The organism is Pantoea sp. MQR6, assembly GCF_022761075.1.
GTDB lineage: Bacteria > Pseudomonadota > Gammaproteobacteria > Enterobacterales > Enterobacteriaceae > Pantoea > Pantoea phytostimulans.
Genome location: NZ_JAKYXB010000001.1, coordinates 844,597 through 866,029, shown reverse-complemented (window position 1 = coordinate 866,029; position 21,433 = coordinate 844,597). Strand labels below are relative to the sequence as shown.

The 21,433-nt window shown below is 49.7% G+C and carries 22 protein-coding genes and 1 pseudogene; 13 read left to right on the top strand and 10 right to left on the bottom strand.

All coding sequences use genetic code 11. The features are described from left to right. Positions 1-183 precede the first annotated feature (183 nt). A complete protein-coding gene (locus tag MUG06_RS03975) occupies positions 184-537 on the top strand; it encodes a biofilm development regulator YmgB/AriR family protein (RefSeq protein ID WP_243077797.1) in 354 nt (117 codons plus the stop codon). A gap of 75 nt (positions 538-612) precedes the next feature. Here the strand turns inward: MUG06_RS03975 and MUG06_RS03970 are convergent, their stop codons facing one another. After that, entirely contained in the window at positions 613-1,476 is an 864-nt protein-coding gene (locus MUG06_RS03970; protein ID WP_243077796.1) for a manganese catalase family protein, read from the bottom strand. A gap of 274 nt (positions 1,477-1,750) precedes the next feature. On the opposite strand from MUG06_RS03970, the gene MUG06_RS03965 reads away from it, so the two are divergent. Beyond that, a complete protein-coding gene (locus MUG06_RS03965) occupies positions 1,751-2,095 on the top strand; it encodes a RidA family protein (protein ID WP_243077795.1) in 345 nt (114 codons plus the stop codon). A gap of 45 nt (positions 2,096-2,140) precedes the next feature. On the opposite strand, the gene MUG06_RS03960 is transcribed toward MUG06_RS03965, so the two are convergent. Then, positions 2,141-2,332: a YoaH family protein gene (locus MUG06_RS03960; protein WP_215846638.1), complete on the bottom strand. Its 192-nt coding sequence runs from the start codon at positions 2,330-2,332 to the stop codon at positions 2,141-2,143. A gap of 109 nt (positions 2,333-2,441) precedes the next feature. Here MUG06_RS03960 and pabB point away from each other — a divergent pair, with 109 nt between their 5' ends. From pabB to MUG06_RS03935, 5 genes are all read left to right on the top strand, one after another. Next, a complete protein-coding gene (gene pabB, locus MUG06_RS03955) occupies positions 2,442-3,800 on the top strand; it encodes an aminodeoxychorismate synthase component 1 (RefSeq protein WP_243077794.1) in 1,359 nt (452 codons plus the stop codon). Then, positions 3,801-4,370, top strand: a complete 570-nt coding sequence (locus MUG06_RS03950; protein WP_215846637.1) for a CoA pyrophosphatase — start codon at positions 3,801-3,803, stop codon at positions 4,368-4,370. It abuts the gene before it with no gap. 88 nt (positions 4,371-4,458) lie between these two features. Continuing rightward, positions 4,459-5,688: an MFS transporter gene (locus tag MUG06_RS03945; RefSeq protein ID WP_243077793.1), complete on the top strand. Its 1,230-nt coding sequence runs from the start codon at positions 4,459-4,461 to the stop codon at positions 5,686-5,688. A 242-nt stretch (positions 5,689-5,930) separates the two neighbouring features. Beyond that, positions 5,931-7,295, top strand: a complete 1,365-nt coding sequence (locus tag MUG06_RS03940; RefSeq protein ID WP_215846635.1) for an L-serine ammonia-lyase — start codon at positions 5,931-5,933, stop codon at positions 7,293-7,295. Positions 7,296-7,535: 240 nt separating this feature from the next. Next, positions 7,536-9,098, top strand: coding sequence for an EAL domain-containing protein (locus MUG06_RS03935; protein ID WP_215846633.1), 1,563 nt, complete (start codon positions 7,536-7,538; stop codon positions 9,096-9,098). Positions 9,099-9,190: 92 nt separating this feature from the next. Here the strand turns inward: MUG06_RS03935 and MUG06_RS03930 are convergent, their stop codons facing one another. Then, positions 9,191-10,759 (bottom strand): TerC family protein, encoded by a 1,569-nt coding sequence (locus MUG06_RS03930; protein ID WP_215846632.1) that lies wholly within the window; start codon positions 10,757-10,759, stop codon positions 9,191-9,193. A 508-nt stretch (positions 10,760-11,267) separates the two neighbouring features. Between MUG06_RS03930 and manX the strand changes: the two genes are divergently transcribed. The 4 genes from manX to MUG06_RS03910 all read left to right on the top strand — a co-directional run bounded on the left by manX (position 11,268) and on the right by MUG06_RS03910 (position 14,503). Further along, entirely contained in the window at positions 11,268-12,227 is a 960-nt protein-coding gene (gene manX, locus MUG06_RS03925) for a PTS mannose transporter subunit IIAB (protein WP_243077792.1), read from the top strand. Between the two features lie 66 nt (positions 12,228-12,293). Continuing rightward, entirely contained in the window at positions 12,294-13,094 is an 801-nt protein-coding gene (locus tag MUG06_RS03920) for a PTS mannose/fructose/sorbose transporter subunit IIC (RefSeq protein WP_215848266.1), read from the top strand. 15 nt (positions 13,095-13,109) lie between these two features. Then, positions 13,110-13,955 carry a PTS mannose transporter subunit IID gene (locus MUG06_RS03915; RefSeq protein WP_243077791.1) on the top strand — a complete coding sequence of 282 codons (846 nt, stop codon included), beginning with the start codon at positions 13,110-13,112 and terminating at the stop codon, positions 13,953-13,955. A gap of 89 nt (positions 13,956-14,044) precedes the next feature. Then, positions 14,045-14,503 carry a DUF986 family protein gene (locus MUG06_RS03910; protein WP_215846630.1) on the top strand — a complete coding sequence of 153 codons (459 nt, stop codon included), beginning with the start codon at positions 14,045-14,047 and terminating at the stop codon, positions 14,501-14,503. Here MUG06_RS03910 and rlmA read toward each other — a convergent pair. The 5 genes and pseudogenes from rlmA to MUG06_RS03885 form a co-directional block, all read right to left on the bottom strand. Further along, entirely contained in the window at positions 14,500-15,303 is an 804-nt protein-coding gene (rlmA, locus tag MUG06_RS03905) for a 23S rRNA (guanine(745)-N(1))-methyltransferase (RefSeq protein WP_243077790.1), read from the bottom strand. The genes MUG06_RS03910 and rlmA overlap by 4 nt on opposite strands. Before the next feature lie 139 nt (positions 15,304-15,442). Beyond that, on the bottom strand, positions 15,443-15,652 hold the full coding sequence (cspE, locus tag MUG06_RS03900) for a transcription antiterminator/RNA stability regulator CspE (RefSeq protein ID WP_003852684.1): 210 nt from the start codon (positions 15,650-15,652) through the stop codon (positions 15,443-15,445). Then, positions 15,639-15,808, bottom strand: a pseudogene (locus tag MUG06_RS03895) (DUF2627 domain-containing protein). Before MUG06_RS03895 ends, cspE begins: the two are co-directional and overlap by 14 nt. Before the next feature lie 520 nt (positions 15,809-16,328). Beyond that, positions 16,329-17,339 carry an MBL fold metallo-hydrolase gene (locus MUG06_RS03890; RefSeq protein ID WP_243077789.1) on the bottom strand — a complete coding sequence of 337 codons (1,011 nt, stop codon included), beginning with the start codon at positions 17,337-17,339 and terminating at the stop codon, positions 16,329-16,331. Positions 17,340-17,356: 17 nt separating this feature from the next. Continuing rightward, a complete protein-coding gene (locus MUG06_RS03885; protein WP_215846628.1) occupies positions 17,357-17,629 on the bottom strand; it encodes a YebO family protein in 273 nt (90 codons plus the stop codon). Between the two features lie 213 nt (positions 17,630-17,842). Between MUG06_RS03885 and MUG06_RS03880 the strand changes: the two genes are divergently transcribed. Continuing rightward, complete coding sequence (locus MUG06_RS03880) at positions 17,843-18,079, top strand: YobH family protein (protein WP_215846627.1); 237 nt, start codon at positions 17,843-17,845, stop codon at positions 18,077-18,079. Between the two features lie 30 nt (positions 18,080-18,109). On the opposite strand, the gene kdgR is transcribed toward MUG06_RS03880, so the two are convergent. Further along, complete coding sequence (gene kdgR, locus MUG06_RS03875; RefSeq protein ID WP_215846626.1) at positions 18,110-18,901, bottom strand: DNA-binding transcriptional regulator KdgR; 792 nt, start codon at positions 18,899-18,901, stop codon at positions 18,110-18,112. Positions 18,902-19,098: 197 nt separating this feature from the next. Here kdgR and MUG06_RS03870 point away from each other — a divergent pair, with 197 nt between their 5' ends. Continuing rightward, the gene (locus MUG06_RS03870) at positions 19,099-20,475 is read left to right on the top strand and encodes an MFS transporter (protein ID WP_243077788.1); all 1,377 of its coding nucleotides are present in this window, start codon (positions 19,099-19,101) and stop codon (positions 20,473-20,475) included. A gap of 52 nt (positions 20,476-20,527) precedes the next feature. Here MUG06_RS03870 and htpX read toward each other — a convergent pair whose 3' ends face one another. Then, entirely contained in the window at positions 20,528-21,409 is an 882-nt protein-coding gene (gene htpX, locus MUG06_RS03865; protein ID WP_215846625.1) for a protease HtpX, read from the bottom strand. Positions 21,410-21,433 lie beyond the last annotated feature (24 nt).

The window sequence follows — 21,433 nt, the reverse complement described above, 5'->3', positions numbered from 1 at the left end:
TCCATTAATTTTACTCAGCGAAAAGAGAAATGAATAAAAGACATTTTTGCGCCTGCCTTTACGGCTTATCCTTGAAAGCATCATCCAATAATTAATAATCTTTTGGGATTCAGTTATCTCTAAAAGAGAAAAGTAAAATGCCTTTTCATTTCAGGAAGAGATAGTAAAGCGCCGAATCGTCAATTGGCGCGCGTCATATATATAGTTTTAACAACCAGCGCTGATAAAAATAAACACTGGATTGCTTCCGAAAAACAACAAATTATAGTCGAGAATATTGTAATGCAGCACAGCACAATCATTAATAATAGTTCCGCCTCTCTTTCAGATAGCGGAGACAGGTATTCTCCAGAAACTCAGCTTTTAAATGCGATTGTAGAGCGAGTTGAAATGGCTAATGGGCATGTCAGTAATAAAGCGATTATTCTTTTTATTATTGCTGAGTTGGAAAGCAGTTCTGATCACGTAAAACAGGATCTGCTAAGAACGCTGTTGGAAAGGGTTGTCAGCAAAACACCCGACGATCATGGGTTTTGATTTTACGTTTAGATCAGCATAAAAAAACCGGCAAATGCCGGTTTTTTTATGACTTGAGCATTCAGGCTCAGATGATTATTTTTTCAGAACAGAAGGCGATGATGCAGATGCTGAAAGCATTTGTTCCGACTGCGCACCTGACCCCGCACGAGCATGCCCTAAAACAGGTTCTTCACCCAAAATATCAGGCTGCTCTTTCGCACTAAATTCGCCCACTCCATCAAATGCCGGTCCTTCACTCCAGCGTCCTTTAGGCAGTGGTTTGTCTAATGAAGTATTGAGGCAGTAATAGGAATGTTCCTGCGCCTCTTCAGATTGCGGGAAACTATTAGGAATGGGTAGAGAAGCACTCAATCCGCCCATATCCTCAATGACCGCCAGCCACTGTTGCTGGTGCATTGTGTCGCGAGCAATCAGGAAAGAGAGAAAATCTTTCATTCCCTTATCTTCCGTAAGATTGTACAAGCGGGTAGCCAGCACGCGGCCTGTTGCTTCCGCGGTAACGTTAGCCAACATGTCCGCCGCGACGTTTCCAGAAGCATAAATGTGACTCATATCGAATGATACGCCGTTTGCATTAACCGGCATCGCAGCCAGGCCAGATGACAATATATGACGCGGATTCATTCCGCCCAGAATCGCATTAACCACCGGATCTTTTGCAGAAGCTTCCTGATAAGAAAGCGGTGCACCCTCCAGATTAAGCGCAACAGCATGGCCAAGCATTTCAATATGGGCTAACTCTTCTGTTGCCGTTGATATCAGTAGATCTTTAATGCGCGCATCACCGCGTGCGCCCATCGCCTGAAAGAAATACTGCATCGCAACACGGATCTCGCCTTCTACCCCACCAATCGCTTGTTGCAACAACATCGCAAACTCGGGATCGGGCTTTTCGACACGAACGGGATACTGAAGTTTTGATGAATGATGGAACATGGTTTTCTCCTGGTAAGTGATTCGCCTGAAGTTGCCCATTAAGCCTGGAACGAGGTCGCTGAGAATAAAAGCGTAACGAGAAGGATTCGCATTAGGATATTTTGTGTTTTTATTTTAATTTCAACTAATTAAGCGGAGAAAATTTTTATGACTTAATCTCTAAAAAAGAGAAGCCAATGCTTTCAGTGATGGCTTTTACGCCTGTTTTTAACAAAAGATGACAGCAATGGCAGAGTTATGTCAGGCTAATCGACTTAAAATTAAGGAGAAGAACATGAGCATTACGCGTATTGACCCGGAACACCGTATGTCTGAAGCCGTGATTCACAATGACACTGTTTATTACACCAGCGTGCCGGAAAATCTGGATGCAGATGCGGAAGAGCAAACGGCAAATGCTCTCGCTGTTATTGACGCACTGTTAACGCGCGTGGGAAGTGATAAAAGCAAAATCCTTGATGCCACCCTATTTCTGGTCGACAAAGCCGATTTTGCTGCAATGAATCGCGCCTGGGACGCATGGGTTTCCCCCGATAACGCCCCCGTTCGCTGTACGGTTCAGGCCGGTTTAATGAACCCAAAATACAAAGTTGAAATCAAAATTATTGCTGCTCTTTAAACCATACTGAAATAGACGAAACTGAAGTAAGCAAAACGGCGGGCGTCAGACTTCTTCATCCTCGTCTTCATCTTCAAAGAGCGCTCGAATTTGCTCGCCTTTATGATTTTGACGAATTTCTTGAGCAACCTGAGTGATGGCTTGACCGCTAGACATGCCGCCCGCCATCAACTCCTGAATTCGCTCAACTGCCTGCTGCTGCTGTTCGTGAGAAAGTGCCGGTAAACCTGTAAACATGTTCTACTCCTGGTTTTGGGCGGACATTATTCCACGTGGAACTAACAGGTGCTAGTGCGTTAAAAATATGTCAGTCTAGCGCCCTCATTGACGTTTGATCTTTTGCCCGATGATTGTAGAAACCCTCAGCTTAAAGTATACCCCGGATGCGCTTACCCAGCGCTTTGCCCGCATAGCACATCTTCCTTGGGCAATGTTGCTCTCTTCTGGCAATGCCGATCACGCCGATAACCGTTTTGATATTCTCACCGCCGATCCGCGCGTGACCTTAACCACACGCGGGCTGCTGACCACTGTTTGTCAGGGTGATCAGGTTATTGACACGCCGGGTTGTCCGTTACAACTGGTGCAACAGCAGTGCGATGCCCTTGGCATAAAGCCAACATCCAATGCCAATCTGCCTTTTCAAGGTGGGGCGCTGGGCCTGTTTGGTTATGATCTGGGTCGCCGATTTGAACCGTTGCCAGCGATGGCCGAAGCCGATCTCAATACGCCCGACATGGCGGTTGGCATTTATGACTGGGCGTTAATCGCCGATCACCATTTACACTCCCTCACGCTGATTGCGCTGAATGATCTACAGGCACGCCTGGCATGGCTTGAAAAATGGCCTGAGCGCACTGCCCTACCCTTTTCGCTTACCAGCAGCTGGCAATCCAATCTCAGCTACGACGACTACGCCAAACGCTTCCACGCGGTGCAGGCGTATATTCAGGCGGGCGATTGTTATCAGGTCAACTTTGCGCAGCGGTTTCAGGCAAGCTATCAAGGTGACGAATGGCAGGCGTTTTGCACGCTTAACCACGCTAATCGCGCGCCGTTCAGCGCATTCTTGCGTCTGCCCGACAGTGCGATTCTGAGCCTGTCGCCGGAACGCTTTTTGGCGCTTGACCAGGGTGTGATTGAAACGCGTCCCATCAAAGGAACGCGCCCAAGAATGGACGATCCCGCCGCCGATCGCCAGCAAGCCGAGCAGCTTGCCGCCTCTGAAAAAGATCGCGCCGAAAATTTGATGATTGTCGATCTTCTACGCAACGATATTGGACGTGTCGCGTTGCCCGGTTCCGTCAGCGTGCCGGAATTATTTATCGTTGAGCCTTTTCCGGCGGTGCATCATCTGGTCAGCACCATTCGCGCCACATTACCCAACACCTTGCACGCCACAGATTTATTGCGCGCCTGCTTCCCCGGTGGCTCAATCACCGGCGCCCCCAAAATCCGTGCAATGCAAATTATTGATGAACTCGAACCGCAGCGCCGTAATGCATGGTGCGGTAGCATCGGTTATCTCAGCCTTTGCGGCCGCATGGATACCAGTATCACCATTCGTACACTGATTGCCGAAGCGCAGCAGCTTTATTGTTCCGCAGGCGGCGGTCTGGTCGCAGACAGTGAACTGGACGCGGAGTATCAAGAAACCTTTCACAAGGTGAGCCGCATTTTGCCGACCCTTGAGCAGGGAGAGTAAATGACACCTTCACTGACGCTTGAAGCCTTTCGTAGTCGCTTTATCTTGCATCAGCCGCTGCAGCAAACGCACCGCCTGGCAGGCCGTCATGCTGCGGTTTTAGTGCCGATTATCGCGCGTGAACAGCCTGGATTGTTATTAACACAACGATCCCACGCCCTGCGCAAACATGCAGGCCAGGTCGCGTTTCCTGGCGGCATGCAGGATGCCAGCGATGAATCGTTGATCGTTACGGCATTACGAGAAGCGTATGAAGAAGTGGGCATCGACCCTAGCCAGGTCGAGATACTCGGCAGCTTACCTGCAGTCACCAGCAGCACCGGTTTTCAGGTAACACCGGTTGTGGGCATTATACCCGCAACACTTTCTTTGCGGATCAATCCTGATGAAGTACAAAGCGCTTTTGAAATGCCATTAGCAGAAGCGTTGCAGCTGAGCCGATATTCCTCGTTAACTATTCATCGTGCCGGTATTCGACATCCAGTTTGGCTCTCAATTTATGAGGATTACCTCGTTTGGGGCATGACCGCTGGCATCATTCGGGCTCTCAGCCAGCAGATCGCCTTCTAACGATGCACAATTGGCGGTAAAACCGGCAACGGTATGTTGCCCAAAAGCCGCTCTTTATGCTTTAAAAAGACCCTTTTCGGAGAAGACATTGAACGACACAGTAATAGCCTGTTCTTCTGGTCGTGCATTCCATTACCCTTCGTTTCGATATTTGTTTACTGCGCGTTTCCTCACCGTCTTAGGAAATGCCATTGCGCCTATTGCACTGGCTTTTGCGGTTTTGGACATCGGTGGATCAACCGGGGAATTAGGGTTTGTCGTTGCCGCACGTTCTGTTTTTAACATCGTCTTTTTATTGATTGGCGGCATACTCGCTGATCGCTATTCCCGGCGCGTTGTTCTGTTTTCATCTTCAATAATGGCTGCACTCTCTCAGGCAGTCGTTGCGTGGACGGTGCTCGACGGATCCGCGACCATTATGTCGTTAGCTGTACTTGGCGCTTTTAACGGCGCCGCTGCCGGTATTGCACTGCCAGCGTCTTCGGCAATGGTGCCTCAAATCGTCCCTGCGCATGCTCTTCGTGAAGCCAACGCATTTATTCAACTCGGCGTTTACGCGGGAACCGTCATTGGTGCCTCGCTGGGCGGATTATTAACCAGCGCGGTCGGCCCCGGATGGGGATTAGCTATAGATGCGCTGGGGTTCGCCCTTTCCGCGCCACTTTATACCCTGATAAGCACGCGCCAGGTTGCGTCTGCAGAACCGAACAGCAATATCCTTCACGATCTGCGAGACGGCTGGAGAGAATTTATTAGCCGCGCCTGGGTGTGGATTATCGTGGTTCAGTTCACCCTTGTTAACGCCGCGTTTAGTGGCGTAATGATGGTAATCGGACCTGTTGTAGCTGATTCAACCTTTGGCCGAGCAGGCTGGGGAATGAGCTTAGCGGCACAAAGTCTGGGATTGTTTGTTGGATCTTTTATCGCACTTCGATGGCGTCCACGCCGGGAGCTGTTTGTTGGCACTCTGCTGGTCGCTCTTTGTGCGTTACCCATTATCGTGCTGGGTTTGGTTCCTTCTGCTTTACTGTTGATGGCTGCATTTTTCATCGCCGGCGTGGGATTTGGCCAGTTTGGTGTCGTTTGGGCACATTCGCTACAAACGCACATCGCCCCCGATAAGCTGGCACGCGTCTATGCCTGGGACGCGATGGGTTCATTTGTGGCCATTCCTGTAGGCGAAGTCGCCGCTGGCCCGCTGGCTATGCATTTTGGCAATATGAACGTACTGCTGGCTTCAGCCGCCGCAGTGCTGATTGCCACACTGGCCGCGAGCCTGACACCCGCAATTCGACGTCTCGATAACACCACGACGTGATGTGCCAGACCTGGACAGGGGCTTCGCATTCTTTGTGATTGTTCTGTTCGGTCACGCCCAGTTTCCTTTAGCCCCATGTCCTAAACTTTGCGGTATGCAGTCCGCCAGAACGATAATATTTTCTCGCCTTTTTAATTAGTTTTTTTCATGCGAAAAGCTACTGCTTTCTGGTTGGTGATGGTTACTATTAGCGCCATAAACTGCTTCGGCAGACTTAGAATAATTTGTGAGGAGTGTCACCTGTGATTAGCGTTTTCGACATGTTCAAAGTGGGCATTGGCCCATCAAGTTCTCATACTGTTGGTCCGATGAAGGCCGGTAAACAGTTTGTGGATTTATTATCAGAACAGGGAAAGCTGCATGATGTGACACGGATTGCGGTTGACGTCTACGGTTCACTCTCTTTGACCGGCAAGGGTCACCACACTGATATCGCCATTATTTTGGGATTAGCAGGTGAATCACCGGACAGCGTCAACATTGATGCTATTCCTGCTTTTATTAAAGACGTTGAGCAGCGTGAACGTCTGTTGCTGGCTAAGGGCGCGCATGAAGTCGATTTTCCTCGCGAAGGCGGCATGGTTTTCCGCGGTGAGAACCTCTCGCTGCATGAAAACGGATTGCGCTTACTTGCTTTTGCCGGCGACCTGTTAATTCTGTCTAAAACCTACTATTCCATCGGCGGCGGCTTCATCGTCGATGAAGAGCATTTTGGTCAATCTGCGCTAGACGAGGTGTCGGTTCCCTGGCCCTTCCACTCCGCTAAAGATCTGTTAGCGCACTGTCGCGAAACCGGCTTATCGCTTTCTGGTTTGGTCATGAAGAATGAACTGGCGCTGCATTCACGTGATGAAATATACGCCTACTTCACGACTATTTGGCAAACCATGCAGGCCTGTATTGATCGGGGTTTAAATACTGAAGGCGTGTTGCCGGGTCCGCTGCGAGTGCCGCGTCGAGCGGCGTCCCTGCGTCGTCTTTTAGTCTCTTCTCACAAGCACTCCAACGATCCGATGGATGTTATCGATTGGGTCAATATGTTTGCTTTGGCAGTTAATGAAGAGAATGCTGCTGGCGGACGGGTGGTGACTGCGCCAACTAACGGTGCCTGCGGTATCGTGCCCGCTGTGTTGGCCTACTATGATCATTTTATCGAAACCGTTACGCCGGATATCTTTATCCGCTACTTCCTGGCATCAGGCGCCATTGGCGTGCTGTACAAAATGAATGCCTCCATTTCTGGTGCCGAAGTAGGCTGTCAGGGAGAAGTTGGCGTGGCGTGTTCTATGGCCGCAGCAGGCTTAGCCGAATTGCTCGGTGGCAGCCCGGAACAAGTCTGCGTCGCCGCAGAGATTGGCATGGAACATAACCTGGGATTAACCTGCGATCCAGTTGCGGGTCAGGTGCAGGTTCCCTGTATTGAGCGCAATGCGATTGCTTCAGTGAAGGCGATCAATGCGGCGCGTATGGCGCTACGTCGTACCAGCGAACCGCGCGTGTCGCTCGATAAAGTTATCGAAACAATGTATGAAACCGGTAAAGATATGAATGCGAAATATCGCGAAACCTCGCGCGGTGGTTTGGCGATTAAGGTCCAGTGCGATTAAATTAAGCGATACGCAAAATGCTTAATTTACGTGCAATCGTTTTCAAATCCGCATCCTCCGCTATCTCAGCCCCCTGGAATTATGTAAAGTAATTTTCCGCGCGACTTGAGGGTCGCGCAATTTTCTAATACCGCTTTTTTCAGTGCCGTTTTCAGGAACATGGCCTAAACCTGGACCGTGTCGTGCCGATAACAACCCCGTTATATTGGATTTCTCTTGCTCTTGGGAAGGTGGTTACTGATGCTCATGGCCCAGCAATTTGTTGGACAATTCAGGCGCAAGCGCTTGCTTATTGCGCTGGTGATCGCCGCCATCGTTCTTATTTTGACTCTGGCTTTTCGCTTTATTGAAGAGAAGTCACGTATAGAGCAGCGAGCACTTAATTTTGCCGATAACGCCATTATGCGTTTTGATCGGATGTTCTCGCCGTTAGATGTTTCAGCGAATAACACGCTGGGACTGGTGGGCGTTTCCTGTAGTGATGTACGCTTTCCGCTGATCGAAAAAATAGCCGCCTCACAAACTGTACGCGCTATTTTGCTGGTGGAAAATGACACCATTTACTGCTCCAGTATTTATGGTCCTCGCGATATCTCTTTCAGTCAGAATTACCCTGAACTCGCCATTAATAATCAGCGCATGATGTTATCAACCGATAATTTTTTGCTAAAAGGCTCACCGGTTTTGCTGCTCTGGACACCTAAAAGTATCGATAACCACTCCGGTATATTGCAGGTCATTAATATTGAGTTAATGAGCAATTATCTGCTTGAGCCTCAATTGCCGTGGGTTGAGCGAGCGATTCTTAACGTTAATGGCGACAGTTTGGAATATGGCAATCCGCTGATTGAACCAACGGTGCCTTCAGAGGATGAGGTGAGCTACAACGAAGCGTCGCTACGTTATCCATTTAGTATCACGCTGTATGGCCCTTCGCCTACGCGACTGGCACTGGCGACGTTGCCTTCCCAGCTTCCGCTGGCCTTGCTGTTAAGCCTGCTAATGGGTTATATCGTCTGGCTGGCAACGGCTAATCGCATGAGTCTGAGCTGGCAAATTAGCTATGGCATTACGGCTAACGAATTTATGGTTTACTGCCAGCCTCTGATCAACGCCAAAACAGGCGAGTGCGATGGCATTGAGTTACTGCTGCGCTGGCATAACGCGCGGCAGGGCTGGATTGCACCCGACGTGTTTATTCCGCTGGCTGAGCGTCAGAATCTGATTGCTCCGCTCACCCGCTTTGTACTGAATCAGGTCGTTGCACATTTACCTATCCTGCCGCGTTGCCCTTCCTTTCATATTGCCATTAATGTCGCTGCCAGCCACTTCCGCAATCGGGCGATTGTAGAGGATCTGCAGCACCTTTGGTGGCCGGCTAACCCCGTGCCAAAGTTGGTTGTTGAATTAACCGAGCGGGATGCGCTGCCGGTCGTCGATCAATCAGTGATTTCTCAGCTGCATGAGATTGGCGTTCGGCTGGCGATTGATGATTTTGGCACCGGACACAGCTCGCTTTCCTACCTAAAAGATTTGAAGCCGGATGTTCTGAAAATCGACAAGATTTTTACCGCTGCAATTGGCACCGATGCAATTAACGCTACCGTAACGGATATGGTGATATCGCTGGCGCAGCGCCTGAATATCAGTCTGGTGGCAGAAGGTGTGGAAACGGCGGAACAAGCGGCCTACTTAAGAGAACGTGGCGTTGATCATCTGCAAGGCTATTATTATGCGCGCCCGATGCCGCTGGGAGATTTCCCGGCATGGCTGGAACACCATCAAAGTGACATTGAAGCTTAATAATTTAACCTGCTCTTTCACTGCTTCGACCAAAACATAAATCAAAAAAAACGCACCGATTAACGGTGCGTTTTAAGTTCGATTATTTCGCTTTACGCCTGCTGTTCTTCATCTTCATCGTAAGGCTTGTCCTTGGTCACACGCACCAGGTCAACGCGATAATCTGTCGCTTCGATAATTTGGAAATGCAGTGGCGCGATATCAATAACTTCACCCGGCAGCGGCAGCTGACCTTTCTGAGCAATCAATAAACCGGCCAGTGATGCATGATCCTCTTCAGGATCGACCAACTCATGAAAGTCGAGTAGCTGCTGCAATGAATGCAGATCCGTCCCACCCTTTACTAACCAACCGTCGCCATCTGCGATGATATCCGGCGTTTCATCTTCATCCGGGAACTCACCGGCGATAGCTTCCAACACGTCTAGCGGGGTAATTAAACCCTGAACTACACCGAACTCGTTGGTAACGATAACAAAACTGCCTTTGGCACGACGCAAAACACCTAGCAGGTTGATCGGATCCAGCGTTTCCGGCACAACAATGGTCGGCGTATTTGCAGCAAAGGACGCTACGTCTATACCATGTTCCAGCGCCACTAACAGCTCTTTCGCCCGTACTACACCGACGATTTCATCCAGTTCACCCCGACATACAGGGAACAAGCTGTGAGGCGTATCAAGCAGCTGAACGCGAATCTCATCAACCGGACGATTGGCGTCTACCCAAGAAATTTCACCACGCGGGGTCATAATGCTACGAATAGAACGTGATGCCAGCGTCAGAACACCATTGATCATGTAGCGTTCTTCATCTTTAAACGCTTCCTGTGGCATCGCCTCGGCTAAGGCTGATTCTTCACTGCTTGTAGGCTGCGCGCGATTTCTTCCACCCATTAAGCGCAAAATAGCTTCTGCGGTACGTTCACGCATGGGACGATGCGACTGATGACGAATGAAGTTGCGACGTGCAATCTGGTTGAACATCTCAATCAGGATTGAGAAGCCAATGGCAGCGTAGAGATATCCTTTAGGAATGTGGAAGCCAAAACCTTCCGCCACCAGCGACAAACCGATCATCAGCAGGAAGCTCAGACACAGCACCACTACGGTTGGATGCGCGTTGACGAAATTCGTCAGCGGCTTCGACGCCAACAACATCACACCCATGGCAATGACCACGGCGGTCATCATCACCGGTAAGTGGTTTACCATACCTACAGCGGTAATCACCGCGTCGAGTGAGAACACCGCATCTAACACCACAATTTGCGTCACCACCGCCCAGAAACTGGCGTAGCCACGATTACCTGAACCTTCAAGCTGACGGTTTTCCAGCCGCTCATGCAGTTCCATCGTTGCCTTAAACAGCAAGAACAGACCTCCTGCCAACAAGATTAAATCTCGTCCAGCAAAGCTGAAATCGCCTACGCTGAATAGGGGCCGCGTTAGCGTCACCATCCAGGAGATCAGCGACAACAAACCCAAACGCATGACCAAGGCCAGTGACAAACCGATCAGACGCGCTTTATCACGCTGCTTCGGTGGCAATTTGTCGGCCAGGATGGCGATAAACACCAAGTTGTCGATGCCTAAAACGATTTCCAGCACGACAAGCGTGAGTAAACCCGCCCAAATTGAGGGGTCGAATAGAATTTCCATTAATGACTCCTGAACGAGGAACAGATTGCGCGAGAGTGTGCCAGCACCATTGGGCGTGACAAAAATGCATTTGAATGAGCAGTGAATACGCCGTCAGGCGTGAAATGACGCGCCAGAAGGCGCAAAGAACAGGTTAAGCGACGTCGGTGACGATCCATAAAGGTGGGCTGATGCCCGTTACTCCTGAATAATAAACAGATCGTTAATGTAACAGTTAGTGCAATGGCGTCAAAAAATTTTCTTACCTTTACAATCTGCTGCGTGATGGCGTAAGCGTGCTGAAAATTCAAATTCTAGAAGTTAGGCGCTGAATAACTGACAAACATCACATAATTTATTTTTTCGATCACTAAAATAAATCGCGAACTTCTAGCCCGAACACCGTTAACTGATGAATTTTCAAACGTATCCAAATGATCAGGCTACACCTAGTTTGATGTAACCGAAGCGATAACTCTTAACGGTTCATTCACTTCAGATGAACCTCTCTAGCGAACGGAGGTAGCACGTGACCATTGCTATTGTAATTGGTACACACGGCTGGGCAGCCGAACAATTGCTTAAAACAGCAGAAATGCTGTTGGGTGAGCAGGAGAACGTCGGATGGATCGACTTCGTGCCCGGTGAAAATGCAGAAACGCTTATCGAGAAATATCAGGCACGTCTTGCAGAGCTGGATACCGCAAAAGGCGTGTTATTTTTAGTGGATACCTGGGGCGGCAGCCCTTTTAACGCGGCCAGCCGCGTGGTAGTTGATAAAGAGAATCATGACGTCGTGGCTGGGGTAAACATTCCCATGTTAGTGGAAACGCTAATGGCGCGCGATGACGATCCGGGTTTTGATGAACTGGTTGCCATCGCCGTGGAAACGGGACGTGAAGGCGTAAAAGCGCTTAAAGCCAAAGAGGAAGAACCTGCTCCCGCTAAGGCCGCTCCCGCTGCAGCACAACCACAACAACCTATGGCACCCGGTGACCATATGAAGATTGGTCTGACACGCATCGATGACCGATTGATTCATGGCCAGGTTGCTACCCGCTGGACAAAAGAGACTAACGTTAACCGCATCATCGTCGTAAGTGATGAAGTCGCCAAGGATCATGTGCGTAAAACGCTGCTGACTCAGGTTGCGCCGCCCGGCGTAACGGCACACGTCGTTGATGTCGACAAAATGGTTCGCGTCTGGAACAACCCGAAATATGGACGTGACCGCGTGATGCTGCTGTTTACCAATCCTACCGATGTACTGCGTGTCGTTGAACAAGGGGTCGATATTAAAACCGTTAATATCGGCGGCATGGCATTTCGCCAGGGCAAAACACAAGTGAATAACGCGGTATCGGTCGATGAGCAAGATATCACCGCTTTCCGCAAATTAAATGAACGCAACATTGAGCTGGAAGTGCGCAAAGTCTCCAACGACCCGAAACTGAAAATGATGGATCTCATTGCGAAGGTTAACGCGTAATTTGCAGCCACATGCGCCTGCGCGAGTAGGCTCAATTTCGCTATCCTGCTGAGGACAAGAAGTATGATGGAAATATCCGCACTACAAATTGTTTTAATATTTATCGTCGCCTGTATTGCCGGTATGGGGTCCATTCTTGATGAGTTTCAGTTTCACCGTCCGCTGGTGGCTTGTACTTTGATTGGTGCCGTGCTGGGCGATATGAAAACCGGGATCATTATCGGCGGTACGCTGGAGATGATTGCACTGGGTTGGATGAACATTGGGGCCGCCGTAGCGCCTGACGCCGCCCTCGCCTCAATTATCTCCACCATACTGGTTATTGCCGGTGGTCAAAGCGTGGGTGCGGGTATCGCATTGGCCATTCCGCTAGCGGCTGCTGGACAAGTTCTGACGATTATTGTTCGTACTCTTACCGTAGCCTTTCAACATGCTGCTGATAAAGCAGCAGAGAAAGGTAACCTCACCGCTATATCGTGGATCCACGTCTCGGCCTTGCTGTTACAAGCGATGCGTATTGCCATTCCTGCGTTGATCGTGGCGATTTCAGTCGGCACCAGTGCGGTTCATGCATTACTCAGCTCCATCCCTGAAGTGGTCACCAACGGCTTGAACATCGCCGGTGGCATGATCGTGGTCGTAGGTTATGCGATGGTCATTAATATGATGCGCGCAGGCTACCTGATGCCGTTCTTCTATCTGGGTTTCGTTACTGCGGCTTTCACCAACTTCAACCTGGTCGCGCTGGGCGTGATTGGCGTTGTGATGGCGGTGCTGTATATCCAGCTTAGTCCTAAATATAACCGCGTGGCCGGTGCGCCTGCCGCAGGTCCGTCAGCTAATGACCTCGACAACGAACTTGATTAAGGAACAGGTGACAACATGGTAGATATCACAAAGGTTGAGAAGAAGCTGACGCCAGGCGATGTACGTGCGGTATTCCTGCGTTCAAACCTGTTTCAGGGTTCATGGAACTTTGAACGCATGCAGGCGTTGGGATTCTGTTTTTCAATGGTGCCGGTCATTCGTCGTCTCTATCCTGAGAACAATGACGATCGCAAACAGGCAATTAAGCGTCACCTTGAGTTCTTTAATACCCATCCTTACGTGGCAGCGCCAGTGTTAGGCGTTACCATGGCAATGGAAGAGCAGCGTGCTAACGGTGCAGCCATTGATGATGGCGCAATTAACGGTCTCAAAGTTGGATTAATGGGACCCTTGGCAGGCGTAGGCGATCCTATTTTCTGGGGTACTGTACGTCCGGTGTTTGCCGCCTTGGGCGCGGGAATCGCCATGAGCGGCAGCCTGCTGGGGCCCTTACTGTTCTTTATCCTGTTCAACGTTGCCCGCTTGCTTACGCGTTACTACGGTGTGGCATACGGTTATCGCAAAGGGATTGATATTGTCAGCGATATGGGCGGCGGCTTCCTGCAAAAACTGACGGAGGGCGCGTCGATTCTTGGCCTGTTTGTCATGGGCGCGTTGGTAAACAAGTGGACGCACGTGAATATCCCGTTGGTGGTATCACGTATCACCGATCAGACCGGGAAAACCACGGTAACGACGGTGCAATCCATCCTTGATCAGCTGATGCCTGGCGTGGTGCCATTGCTGTTGACGTTCGGCTGCATGTGGCTGTTACGCCGCAAGGTCAATGCGCTGTGGATCATCGTTGGCTTCTTTGCCCTTGGTATTTTTGGTTACTGGATCGGCTTTTTAGGTCTGTAAATGTGAAATGTCGGGAGCGTTAGCTCCCGATTTTTTAGCGTACTTATCTGAGCCTGAGCGGTTGAGATAATTTCGTTTGAGGAAGAATAATGTCACTGACCGACGCTATCATCGTGCTCTGTATTGCTGCACTGCTGATCTTCGCTGTTTATGATGAAGCTGTTTTACCGCGTCGACGTGGCCCTACTCTGTTGCGCGTTTCCTTACGCCGTCGACACAAAATAGACAGCCTGATTTTTATCGGCCTACTGCTCATTCTGCTGTGGAATAATGTTTCACACCAAGGCCCGCAACAAACAACCACACTGCTGTTGGTGTTGTGCTTTCTGGCATTTTGGTTGTTTTGGCTGCGTAAGCCGAAACTGCTCATGAAAAATCAGGGGCTGTTTTACGCGGGCGTGTGGATTGATTACACCCGCATTCAAAGCATCAATCTTTCCGAAGATGGCATTCTGGTTATGCAACTGGAGCAGCGCCGCTTGTTAATCGCTGTGCAGCAACTCGACGATCTGGAACGCATCTATCAGACGTTAGTTGAAGCGCGTTAATCTCGGCGCCAGAGCGTCAACGTGAAATCGGCATCACACTCAAAAGTGTTGGTTTGTTGCAGGGTTTGCCAAACCTCTTCCCGCGCACGCCAGGCAAACGGCGTCATTTGTAAAAGTTTCGCCGCATCGCCACCGCTCAAGGTCATGCTGTAGCGCAGCGAATGTTGCGCTGCTTGCTCAAAACCTGCATAGACTTTTTCTTCTGGCGTATGCAATTGTACTTCTCGATAAATCAGCGCTTTAAGTTGCTGTAAATGGTGCGCGCCTGGCGTCACTGTAAGGATAACGCCGCCCGGTTTTATCACTCGTGCCAGCTCAGTTTCATTGCAGGGGGCATAAATTCTGACAATGCCATCGAGTGAAGCATCCGCAAAAGGCAATCGCTGACTGGACGCAACGCAGAACAGGATATCCCGATAGCGTTTAGCAGCGAGGCGAATCGCCATTTTCGCTACATCAAGCCCATAAACCTGCCCGGTGAAATGCGCGGCCATGGCTGCGGTGTAATACCCTTCGCCACAACCGATATCCAGCAATTGCACACTTGTCTGACCAAGATGCCCGGCGAGCAGTTCAACGACACGCTCGCGTAGTGGTTGATAATGCCCAGCCTGAAGAAATTCGCGCCGCGCCTGCATCATTTCTGCGCTGTCACCGGGTTCGCGCGACCCTTTATGCTGAACGGGCAGCAAATTGACGTAGCCCTCTTTTGCCTGATCAAATTGATGACGATTCTCACAGTGCCAGCTGCGATCGTTAAGCAAAAGAGGAAGATGACAAAGCGGGCAAATCAACGACATGAAGCACTCCGGAAAAAAAATAACGCGCCGAAGTGTACTCTGAACCCTGCTGCATCGAAAGCAAAAGAAAGCCCCGACCAATTGGTCAGGGCTTTAAGATTCGTGTCAGCGGTGCAAAGCACCAGGTCTGTGGACGAAATTAGATAGCAGTTACGTTAACTGCAGCTGGGCCTTTCTGGCCGTCCTGAATTTCGAACTCAACGCTCTGGCCTTCAGCCAGGGTTTTGAAACCATTGCCCTGGATAGCAGAGAAGTGTACGAACACATCTTTGCTGCCGTCAGCAGGAGTAATGAAGCCAAAACCTTTAGACTCGTTGAACCACTTAACCTGACCTTTAATCTTTGCCATTTTGCAAATTCCTTAGAATGTTTATTTTGCCCGAAGGCTGACCTACAGAGAAACCAGAGACATTACTGAATGAGGCACTTATTAAGGTTCGGCAAGGAAGCGGTATTCAACGTCAACGTCTTTACTCGTAACTTCTTTACTGAAGATGCCATACATAAACAGGACTGTACCTCGTTAACCTACGAATTGTTATCACATATCTGTAAATTAATGGCAAGCCATTTTTAATCGACAATTGATGCTTAACACATAATTGCCAAACAGCTCGCAGACTTTGTCCATCTTGGTACAAAACAGAGTCAGCGTTTATTGAAAATTAGGATAGTCACTATTCATCAGAGCCAGTTAACGCTGATACCAACGCTTCACGAACAAAACTAAAGCGCGCTAAACCAATGGATAACCTTAAGAAAACTATATTTCATTAATATGGCAATGCTAAAGTTAAATTAAACTGACTTACAAGTGAGTTGCGAATAAGCGAAGCGTTAATCTTGTACAACGCTATTTAATCCGTACATTTTTAATATGATATTGCACCAAAATCAGGAAAGAGGATTTACAGCTGCCCCAATTAAAAGCAATTGCGCACCTATTGTTTATTACCATTTTTTCTAAATGTGTGAAAAATTGATATTGAACAAAATTAAATTGCACACGATTTAATTTTGATGCTTTAGGATTTATCCTGGTCGATATACTCCAGCCCCCGACTTTCCCCTATTCGCCATGCTGAAAAACGGGTGTTATCTTCTCCTGCACTTTGTAGGGCGCGCATGAGCTCTGCGGGTGGTTCATCCAGTGATTCATCAGCTAACTCAAACACGCCCCAGTGAATGGGAATGGTCAAAGGTTTTCCGATGGCACGCCACAGTGACACAGACTGATCAGGGTCCATGTGTTGCCCCCCCATGAACCATTTTGGTGCGTAAGCACCCACAGGCAACGCTGCAAGATTAAAAGGCCCCAGCCGTTTGGCTATCTCAGGCAGTTTTTCAGAATATCCGCTGTCTCCTGAAAACCAAAAACGCAGGGTTGGCGTTCTGATTACCCATCCACACCATAATGAGCGATTTCGGTCATACACTGTTCGCATGCTCCAGTGGCGCGCGGGAACAGCATCAATGCGGATACCGGCAAACTCGATATGCTGCCACCAGTCCAGTTGATGGACATGACGTAAACCATGCTGATGGCACCAACGCGCTAATCCCAGCGGAACAATAAATCTGGCTTGTGGAAAGCGGCGCGCAATACGTTTCACCGTAGGTTTATCAAGGTGATCGTAGTGATTATGCGAAATTAAGACGTAATCAAGCCGAGGCAAATGGTGGATATCGAGCGGCGACGGCGTTTTCCGCTGCGGCCCGGCAAAAGCAAAAGGTGATGCGCGCTTCGACAACGCGGGATCGATTAAGATGTAGTGCTTATTCAGACGCAGCAACAACGCGGCATGACCCAGCCACCAAACGCGATCGTCTTCTCCGCTTAAATCTGCGGGATGACACCAATGCTCAATAAAAGCGGGATAACCCGCCTTCGGCGGATGCGGCAGGCCTTGTTCTTTGCGTTCTTTGCGCCAGCGTTTTAAATCACCGCTCTGGCGCAAATCAGGTTCGAGATTGCGAAAGCCTTCAGGTGTATGGTGCGGTTTACTTCCATCAAACCAGGGATTTTTCCAAGCCATCCAGCCTCCATTAATGATTAACGTTCTGGAATCAGACGAATAAAATCTCGCTTATCCTGTTCTTCCCCATGTTTCTTTTCTTCGGCGCCCGGTTGAGCATCGACTAAACGACGCAACAAGGTGTTTTGCTTTTTTTGTTCTTCCAGCAGAGATTGCAACAGCTCAATCTGCTCACCGGCACGTACGCTGGCCCGATTGATGAAAAACCAGGCGATAAACGCCACGATCAGGATAATAATCCATACGCCATAACTGACCAGTGGACCCGAATTTGCGGCTAAATCATTCATAACGGCCTCGTCTTACCCTTGCTTATGCTAAAGAACAGTTCAACCGCGCATTCTACCTGTAGCAAGGCCAAATGGTAATGGGTACGGCTGCAATGCAGATTTTCCCGTTTCAGTTATCTCTGATCGATTCAGCGAGAAAAGCGAGGCATGCTGTTATTATCACGAGTAGCAGCAATAAGCGGATAGCTGCGTTATGTATCACAAGGAGACAAAATGAAACTTTTTATTCGGGCGATCGTGGTGATCGGCGTTATCTGGATGGCAATGCTTCTCACCGGCTACGGTGTATTGACAGGCAGTAATAAAAACGCTGCCGGGCTGGGATTGCAGTGTAGTTACCTGACTGCGCGTGGCGTGATTACCGCACAATATCTGCATACCGACAGCGGTGTGGTTGGCGTTACAGATTGCCCGCTACTGAAGAAAAGTGGTGAAGTGGTTGATAATTGATTAAAAAAGCGGGCTAATCAGCCCGCTTTTTTAGAATGTGTACTGATGATATCCCATTTCAGAAGAAAGCGTGCGTGCCGCCCGATGCAGCATCGCCACATAATCCTGTTTTGCATCTTCAGAAAAGCGAATCGTTGGGAAAGAGATACTTAGCCCGGCAATCACGACGCCAAAACGATCGAACACCGGCACCGCAATGCAGCGTAAACCCTCTTCCTGCTCTTCATTGTCCTCACCGAAACCCTGAACTTTTACCTGGTCCAGAACCTCAAGCAAAGATTCCGCACTGACCAACGTGTTGGCCGTACTGCGTTTAAACTCAACTTCGCTCAAAATCTCTTTTACTTCACTGCGATCGCGCCATGCCAATAACACTTTGCCAATGGCGGTGGTATGCAAAGGATTACGGCGGCCGATGCGTGAGTACATACGCAGGTTGTACAGCGAGTCGATTTTATGGATGTAGACAATGCTGTCTTCTTCCAACGCACCGAGATGAATGGTCTCTTTCGTCAGCCGCGACAGCTCACGCATCTGCACGTCAGCACTGCGGATCAGATCAACGTTTTGCAACGCTTTGGCTCCCAGCTCGAACAGTTTAAGCGTCAGCGAATATTTTTCACTTTCACCTTCCTGCGTAACGTAACCGAGTGACTTCATGGTTTGGAGGAAGCGGTACACGGTGCTTTTTGACATCATCACGCGCTGCGCGAGTTCTGTAATACCGTGATCGCGTTCTTCGCCGAGCGCCTGCAAAATGCCAAACACTTTCAGTACCGAGGAGACCGAATCGGGCTGTTTGTCGTTATCAGCTAAGGACATCTTGCACCTTTCTAAATATGTTTCAAAAAAAACGGAACGAGGGACCAGTATAGAGTTATGCCCGGCACGACGGCAATCGTTTACGTCACAAGACATATTTTAAGATAAAATTTATGCGTAAACGCGATGCTTTTGCTCTGTGAATTCATTAGCATGATGATATTCACCTACTTTACTTATTGGCGCTACTCAGCTCTATGTCTCCTTCCCTTGCTCAAGACGGATTACCGGTTCCGCAACGTTATGGTGCCATTCTCACTATCGCCTTAGGCATTACTATGGCGGTGCTGGATGGCGCGATTGCAAATGTGGCTTTGCCCACGATTTCCCGCGAGCTGAATGCCAGCCCGGCTGAATCCGTGTGGATTGTGAATGCCTATCAAATCGCAATCATCGTTTCGCTGCTGTCGCTCTCATTTTTGGGTGATATGCTGGGTTATCGGCGCGTTTATCAGGTTGGCCTGGCGATGTTTATCGCCACTTCGCTGTTTTGCGCCCTCTCCTCTTCGTTGACGATGTTAACCTTTGCTCGCGTACTGCAAGGGTTTGGTGGTGCTGCATTAATGAGCGTGAACACGGCGCTGATACGCATCATCTATCCTCAGCGCTATCTGGGACGCGGCATGGCGATCAATTCGCTGATCGTGGCAGTTTCGACGGCCGCAGGCCCGACCGTAGCCGCAGCCATACTTTCGGTGGCAAGCTGGAAATGGCTGTTCCTGATTAACATTCCGCTTGGCTTGATTGCGCTGTGGTTCGCCCTGCGTTATTTACCGGACAACACGCAAAAAACCAAATCACAGAAATTCGATATTCCCAGCGCCATCATGAATGCGTTGTTCTTTGGACTGCTGATTTCAGCGTTAAGCGGCTTTTCGCAGGGACTGAGTCATCTGCTGGTGGCTGGCGAAGTTATCGCGTTGATCATTGTCGGCTGGTTTTTTATCCGTCGCCAACTGAGTATGCCGATACCGTTGCTGCCGGTTGATCTGCTGCGCATTCCGATCTTTAGCCTGTCGCTGGGCACGTCAGTCTGCTCTTTTTGCGCCCAGATGTTGGCAATGGTTTCACTGCCCTTTTTCCTACAAAACGTTTTAGGCCGGGATGAAGTGGCAACGGGCTTGCTGTTGACGCCGTGGCCGCTGGCAACAATGGTATTAGCGCCTATTGCGGGGCGTTTGATTGAACGCTTTCATGCAGGCTTATTGGGTGGAATTGGTTTGGCGGTGTTCGCGGCGGGTTTGTTCTTGCTGGCAATGTTGCCTTCACAACCGCAGGACTGGGATATCATCTGGCGCATGGTGCTGTGCGGGGCAGGTTTCGGTCTGTTTCAATCGCCAAATAATCATACGATTATCACTTCGGCTCCAGGTAATCGCAGCGGCGGTGCCAGTGGCATGCTGGGCACGGCACGATTATTAGGCCAAAGCATGGGAGCGGCCTTGGTTGCACTGTTATTTAACCTGTTTGGTGATAATGGCACTCATGCATCGCTGCTGTTGGCAGGGGCATTTTCCAGCATAGCGGCAATCATTAGCCTGTCGCGCATGACACAAGACCGCGCGACCCGCTGATCGTCAGGCACAAAAAAGGCGACGTTTCCGTCGCCTTTTCATTTAGTGCGAATTACTTCAGATATTGACCGCTACGTAACGCTTCAATGCGTTTGTCCAACGGCGGGTGAGACATAAACAACTCACTGAACGACTTGCCTTTACCGTTGATGCAGAAAGCCATCATGCTGCTTGGCTCCTGCGGTTCGTAGCTGGTTTTCAGGCGTTGCAGTGCAGCAATCATCTTTTCACGACCGACAAGTTTGGCCGAGCCCGCATCCGCGTGGAATTCACGATGACGAGAGAACCACATGGTAATGATGCTGGCAAGAATGCCAAACACCAGTTCCAGCACAGTTGCGACCGCAAAATAGACCAGCGGATTCCCGTTGCTGTTCTCTTCTCCGTCACGATTGCCTGACATAAAGCCAGACGCGATTTGCGCCAGAATACGTGAAATAAAGATCACGAAGGTGTTCACCACGCCTTGGATCAGCGTCATGGTGATCATATCGCCATTGGCAATATGCGACACTTCGTGTGCCAGTACCGCTTCTGCTTCATCACGGCTCATGTTTTGCAGTAAACCGGTTGAAACCGCCACCAACGACGCATCACGACGTGCGCCGGTAGCAAAGGCGTTGATATCCGGTGCATGATAGATCGCGACTTGCGGCATCTTAATACCTGCCTGCTGCGCCTGGCGACCAATAGTATCAACCAACCAACGCTCTGTTTCATTGCGTGGTTGTTCAATCACTTCACCGCCGACCGAGCGCAACGCCATCCACTTCGACATCAGCAGTGAAACAAACGCACCGCCGAAGCCAAACAGACCTGCCATAATCATCAGGCCTTGAACACTGCTTGACTGGATCCCTGTCAGGCTGAGAATCAGCCCGAATACCAACATCACAGCCAGGTTGGTCATCAGGAAAAGAGCAATACGCATCATATTTGTTAATCTTCCTCAGTGGTT

What these genes read in the sequence shown, in the direction of transcription:
- MUG06_RS03910 (WP_215846630.1), top strand. Translation starts at nt 14,045, where the DNA reads ATGTCACTGACCGACGCTATCATCGTGCTCTGTATTGCTGCACTGCTG.
- MUG06_RS03870 (WP_243077788.1), top strand. Translation starts at nt 19,099, where the DNA reads ATGTCTCCTTCCCTTGCTCAAGACGGATTACCGGTTCCGCAACGTTAT.
- MUG06_RS03885 (WP_215846628.1), bottom strand. Translation starts at nt 17,629, where the DNA reads ATGAATGATTTAGCCGCAAATTCGGGTCCACTGGTCAGTTATGGCGTA.
- MUG06_RS03950 (WP_215846637.1), top strand. Translation starts at nt 3,801, where the DNA reads ATGACACCTTCACTGACGCTTGAAGCCTTTCGTAGTCGCTTTATCTTG.
- kdgR (WP_215846626.1), bottom strand. Translation starts at nt 18,901, where the DNA reads ATGTCCTTAGCTGATAACGACAAACAGCCCGATTCGGTCTCCTCGGTA.
- MUG06_RS03930 (WP_215846632.1), bottom strand. Translation starts at nt 10,759, where the DNA reads ATGGAAATTCTATTCGACCCCTCAATTTGGGCGGGTTTACTCACGCTT.
- pabB (WP_243077794.1), top strand. Translation starts at nt 2,442, where the DNA reads ATGATTGTAGAAACCCTCAGCTTAAAGTATACCCCGGATGCGCTTACC.
- MUG06_RS03935 (WP_215846633.1), top strand. Translation starts at nt 7,536, where the DNA reads ATGCTCATGGCCCAGCAATTTGTTGGACAATTCAGGCGCAAGCGCTTG.
- MUG06_RS03915 (WP_243077791.1), top strand. Translation starts at nt 13,110, where the DNA reads ATGGTAGATATCACAAAGGTTGAGAAGAAGCTGACGCCAGGCGATGTA.
- MUG06_RS03965 (WP_243077795.1), top strand. Translation starts at nt 1,751, where the DNA reads ATGAGCATTACGCGTATTGACCCGGAACACCGTATGTCTGAAGCCGTG.
- MUG06_RS03890 (WP_243077789.1), bottom strand. Translation starts at nt 17,339, where the DNA reads ATGGCTTGGAAAAATCCCTGGTTTGATGGAAGTAAACCGCACCATACA.
- rlmA (WP_243077790.1), bottom strand. Translation starts at nt 15,303, where the DNA reads ATGTCGTTGATTTGCCCGCTTTGTCATCTTCCTCTTTTGCTTAACGAT.
- MUG06_RS03970 (WP_243077796.1), bottom strand. Translation starts at nt 1,476, where the DNA reads ATGTTCCATCATTCATCAAAACTTCAGTATCCCGTTCGTGTCGAAAAG.
- MUG06_RS03920 (WP_215848266.1), top strand. Translation starts at nt 12,294, where the DNA reads ATGGAAATATCCGCACTACAAATTGTTTTAATATTTATCGTCGCCTGT.
- MUG06_RS03880 (WP_215846627.1), top strand. Translation starts at nt 17,843, where the DNA reads ATGAAACTTTTTATTCGGGCGATCGTGGTGATCGGCGTTATCTGGATG.
- MUG06_RS03960 (WP_215846638.1), bottom strand. Translation starts at nt 2,332, where the DNA reads ATGTTTACAGGTTTACCGGCACTTTCTCACGAACAGCAGCAGCAGGCA.
- htpX (WP_215846625.1), bottom strand. Translation starts at nt 21,409, where the DNA reads ATGATGCGTATTGCTCTTTTCCTGATGACCAACCTGGCTGTGATGTTG.
- cspE (WP_003852684.1), bottom strand. Translation starts at nt 15,652, where the DNA reads ATGGCAAAGATTAAAGGTCAGGTTAAGTGGTTCAACGAGTCTAAAGGT.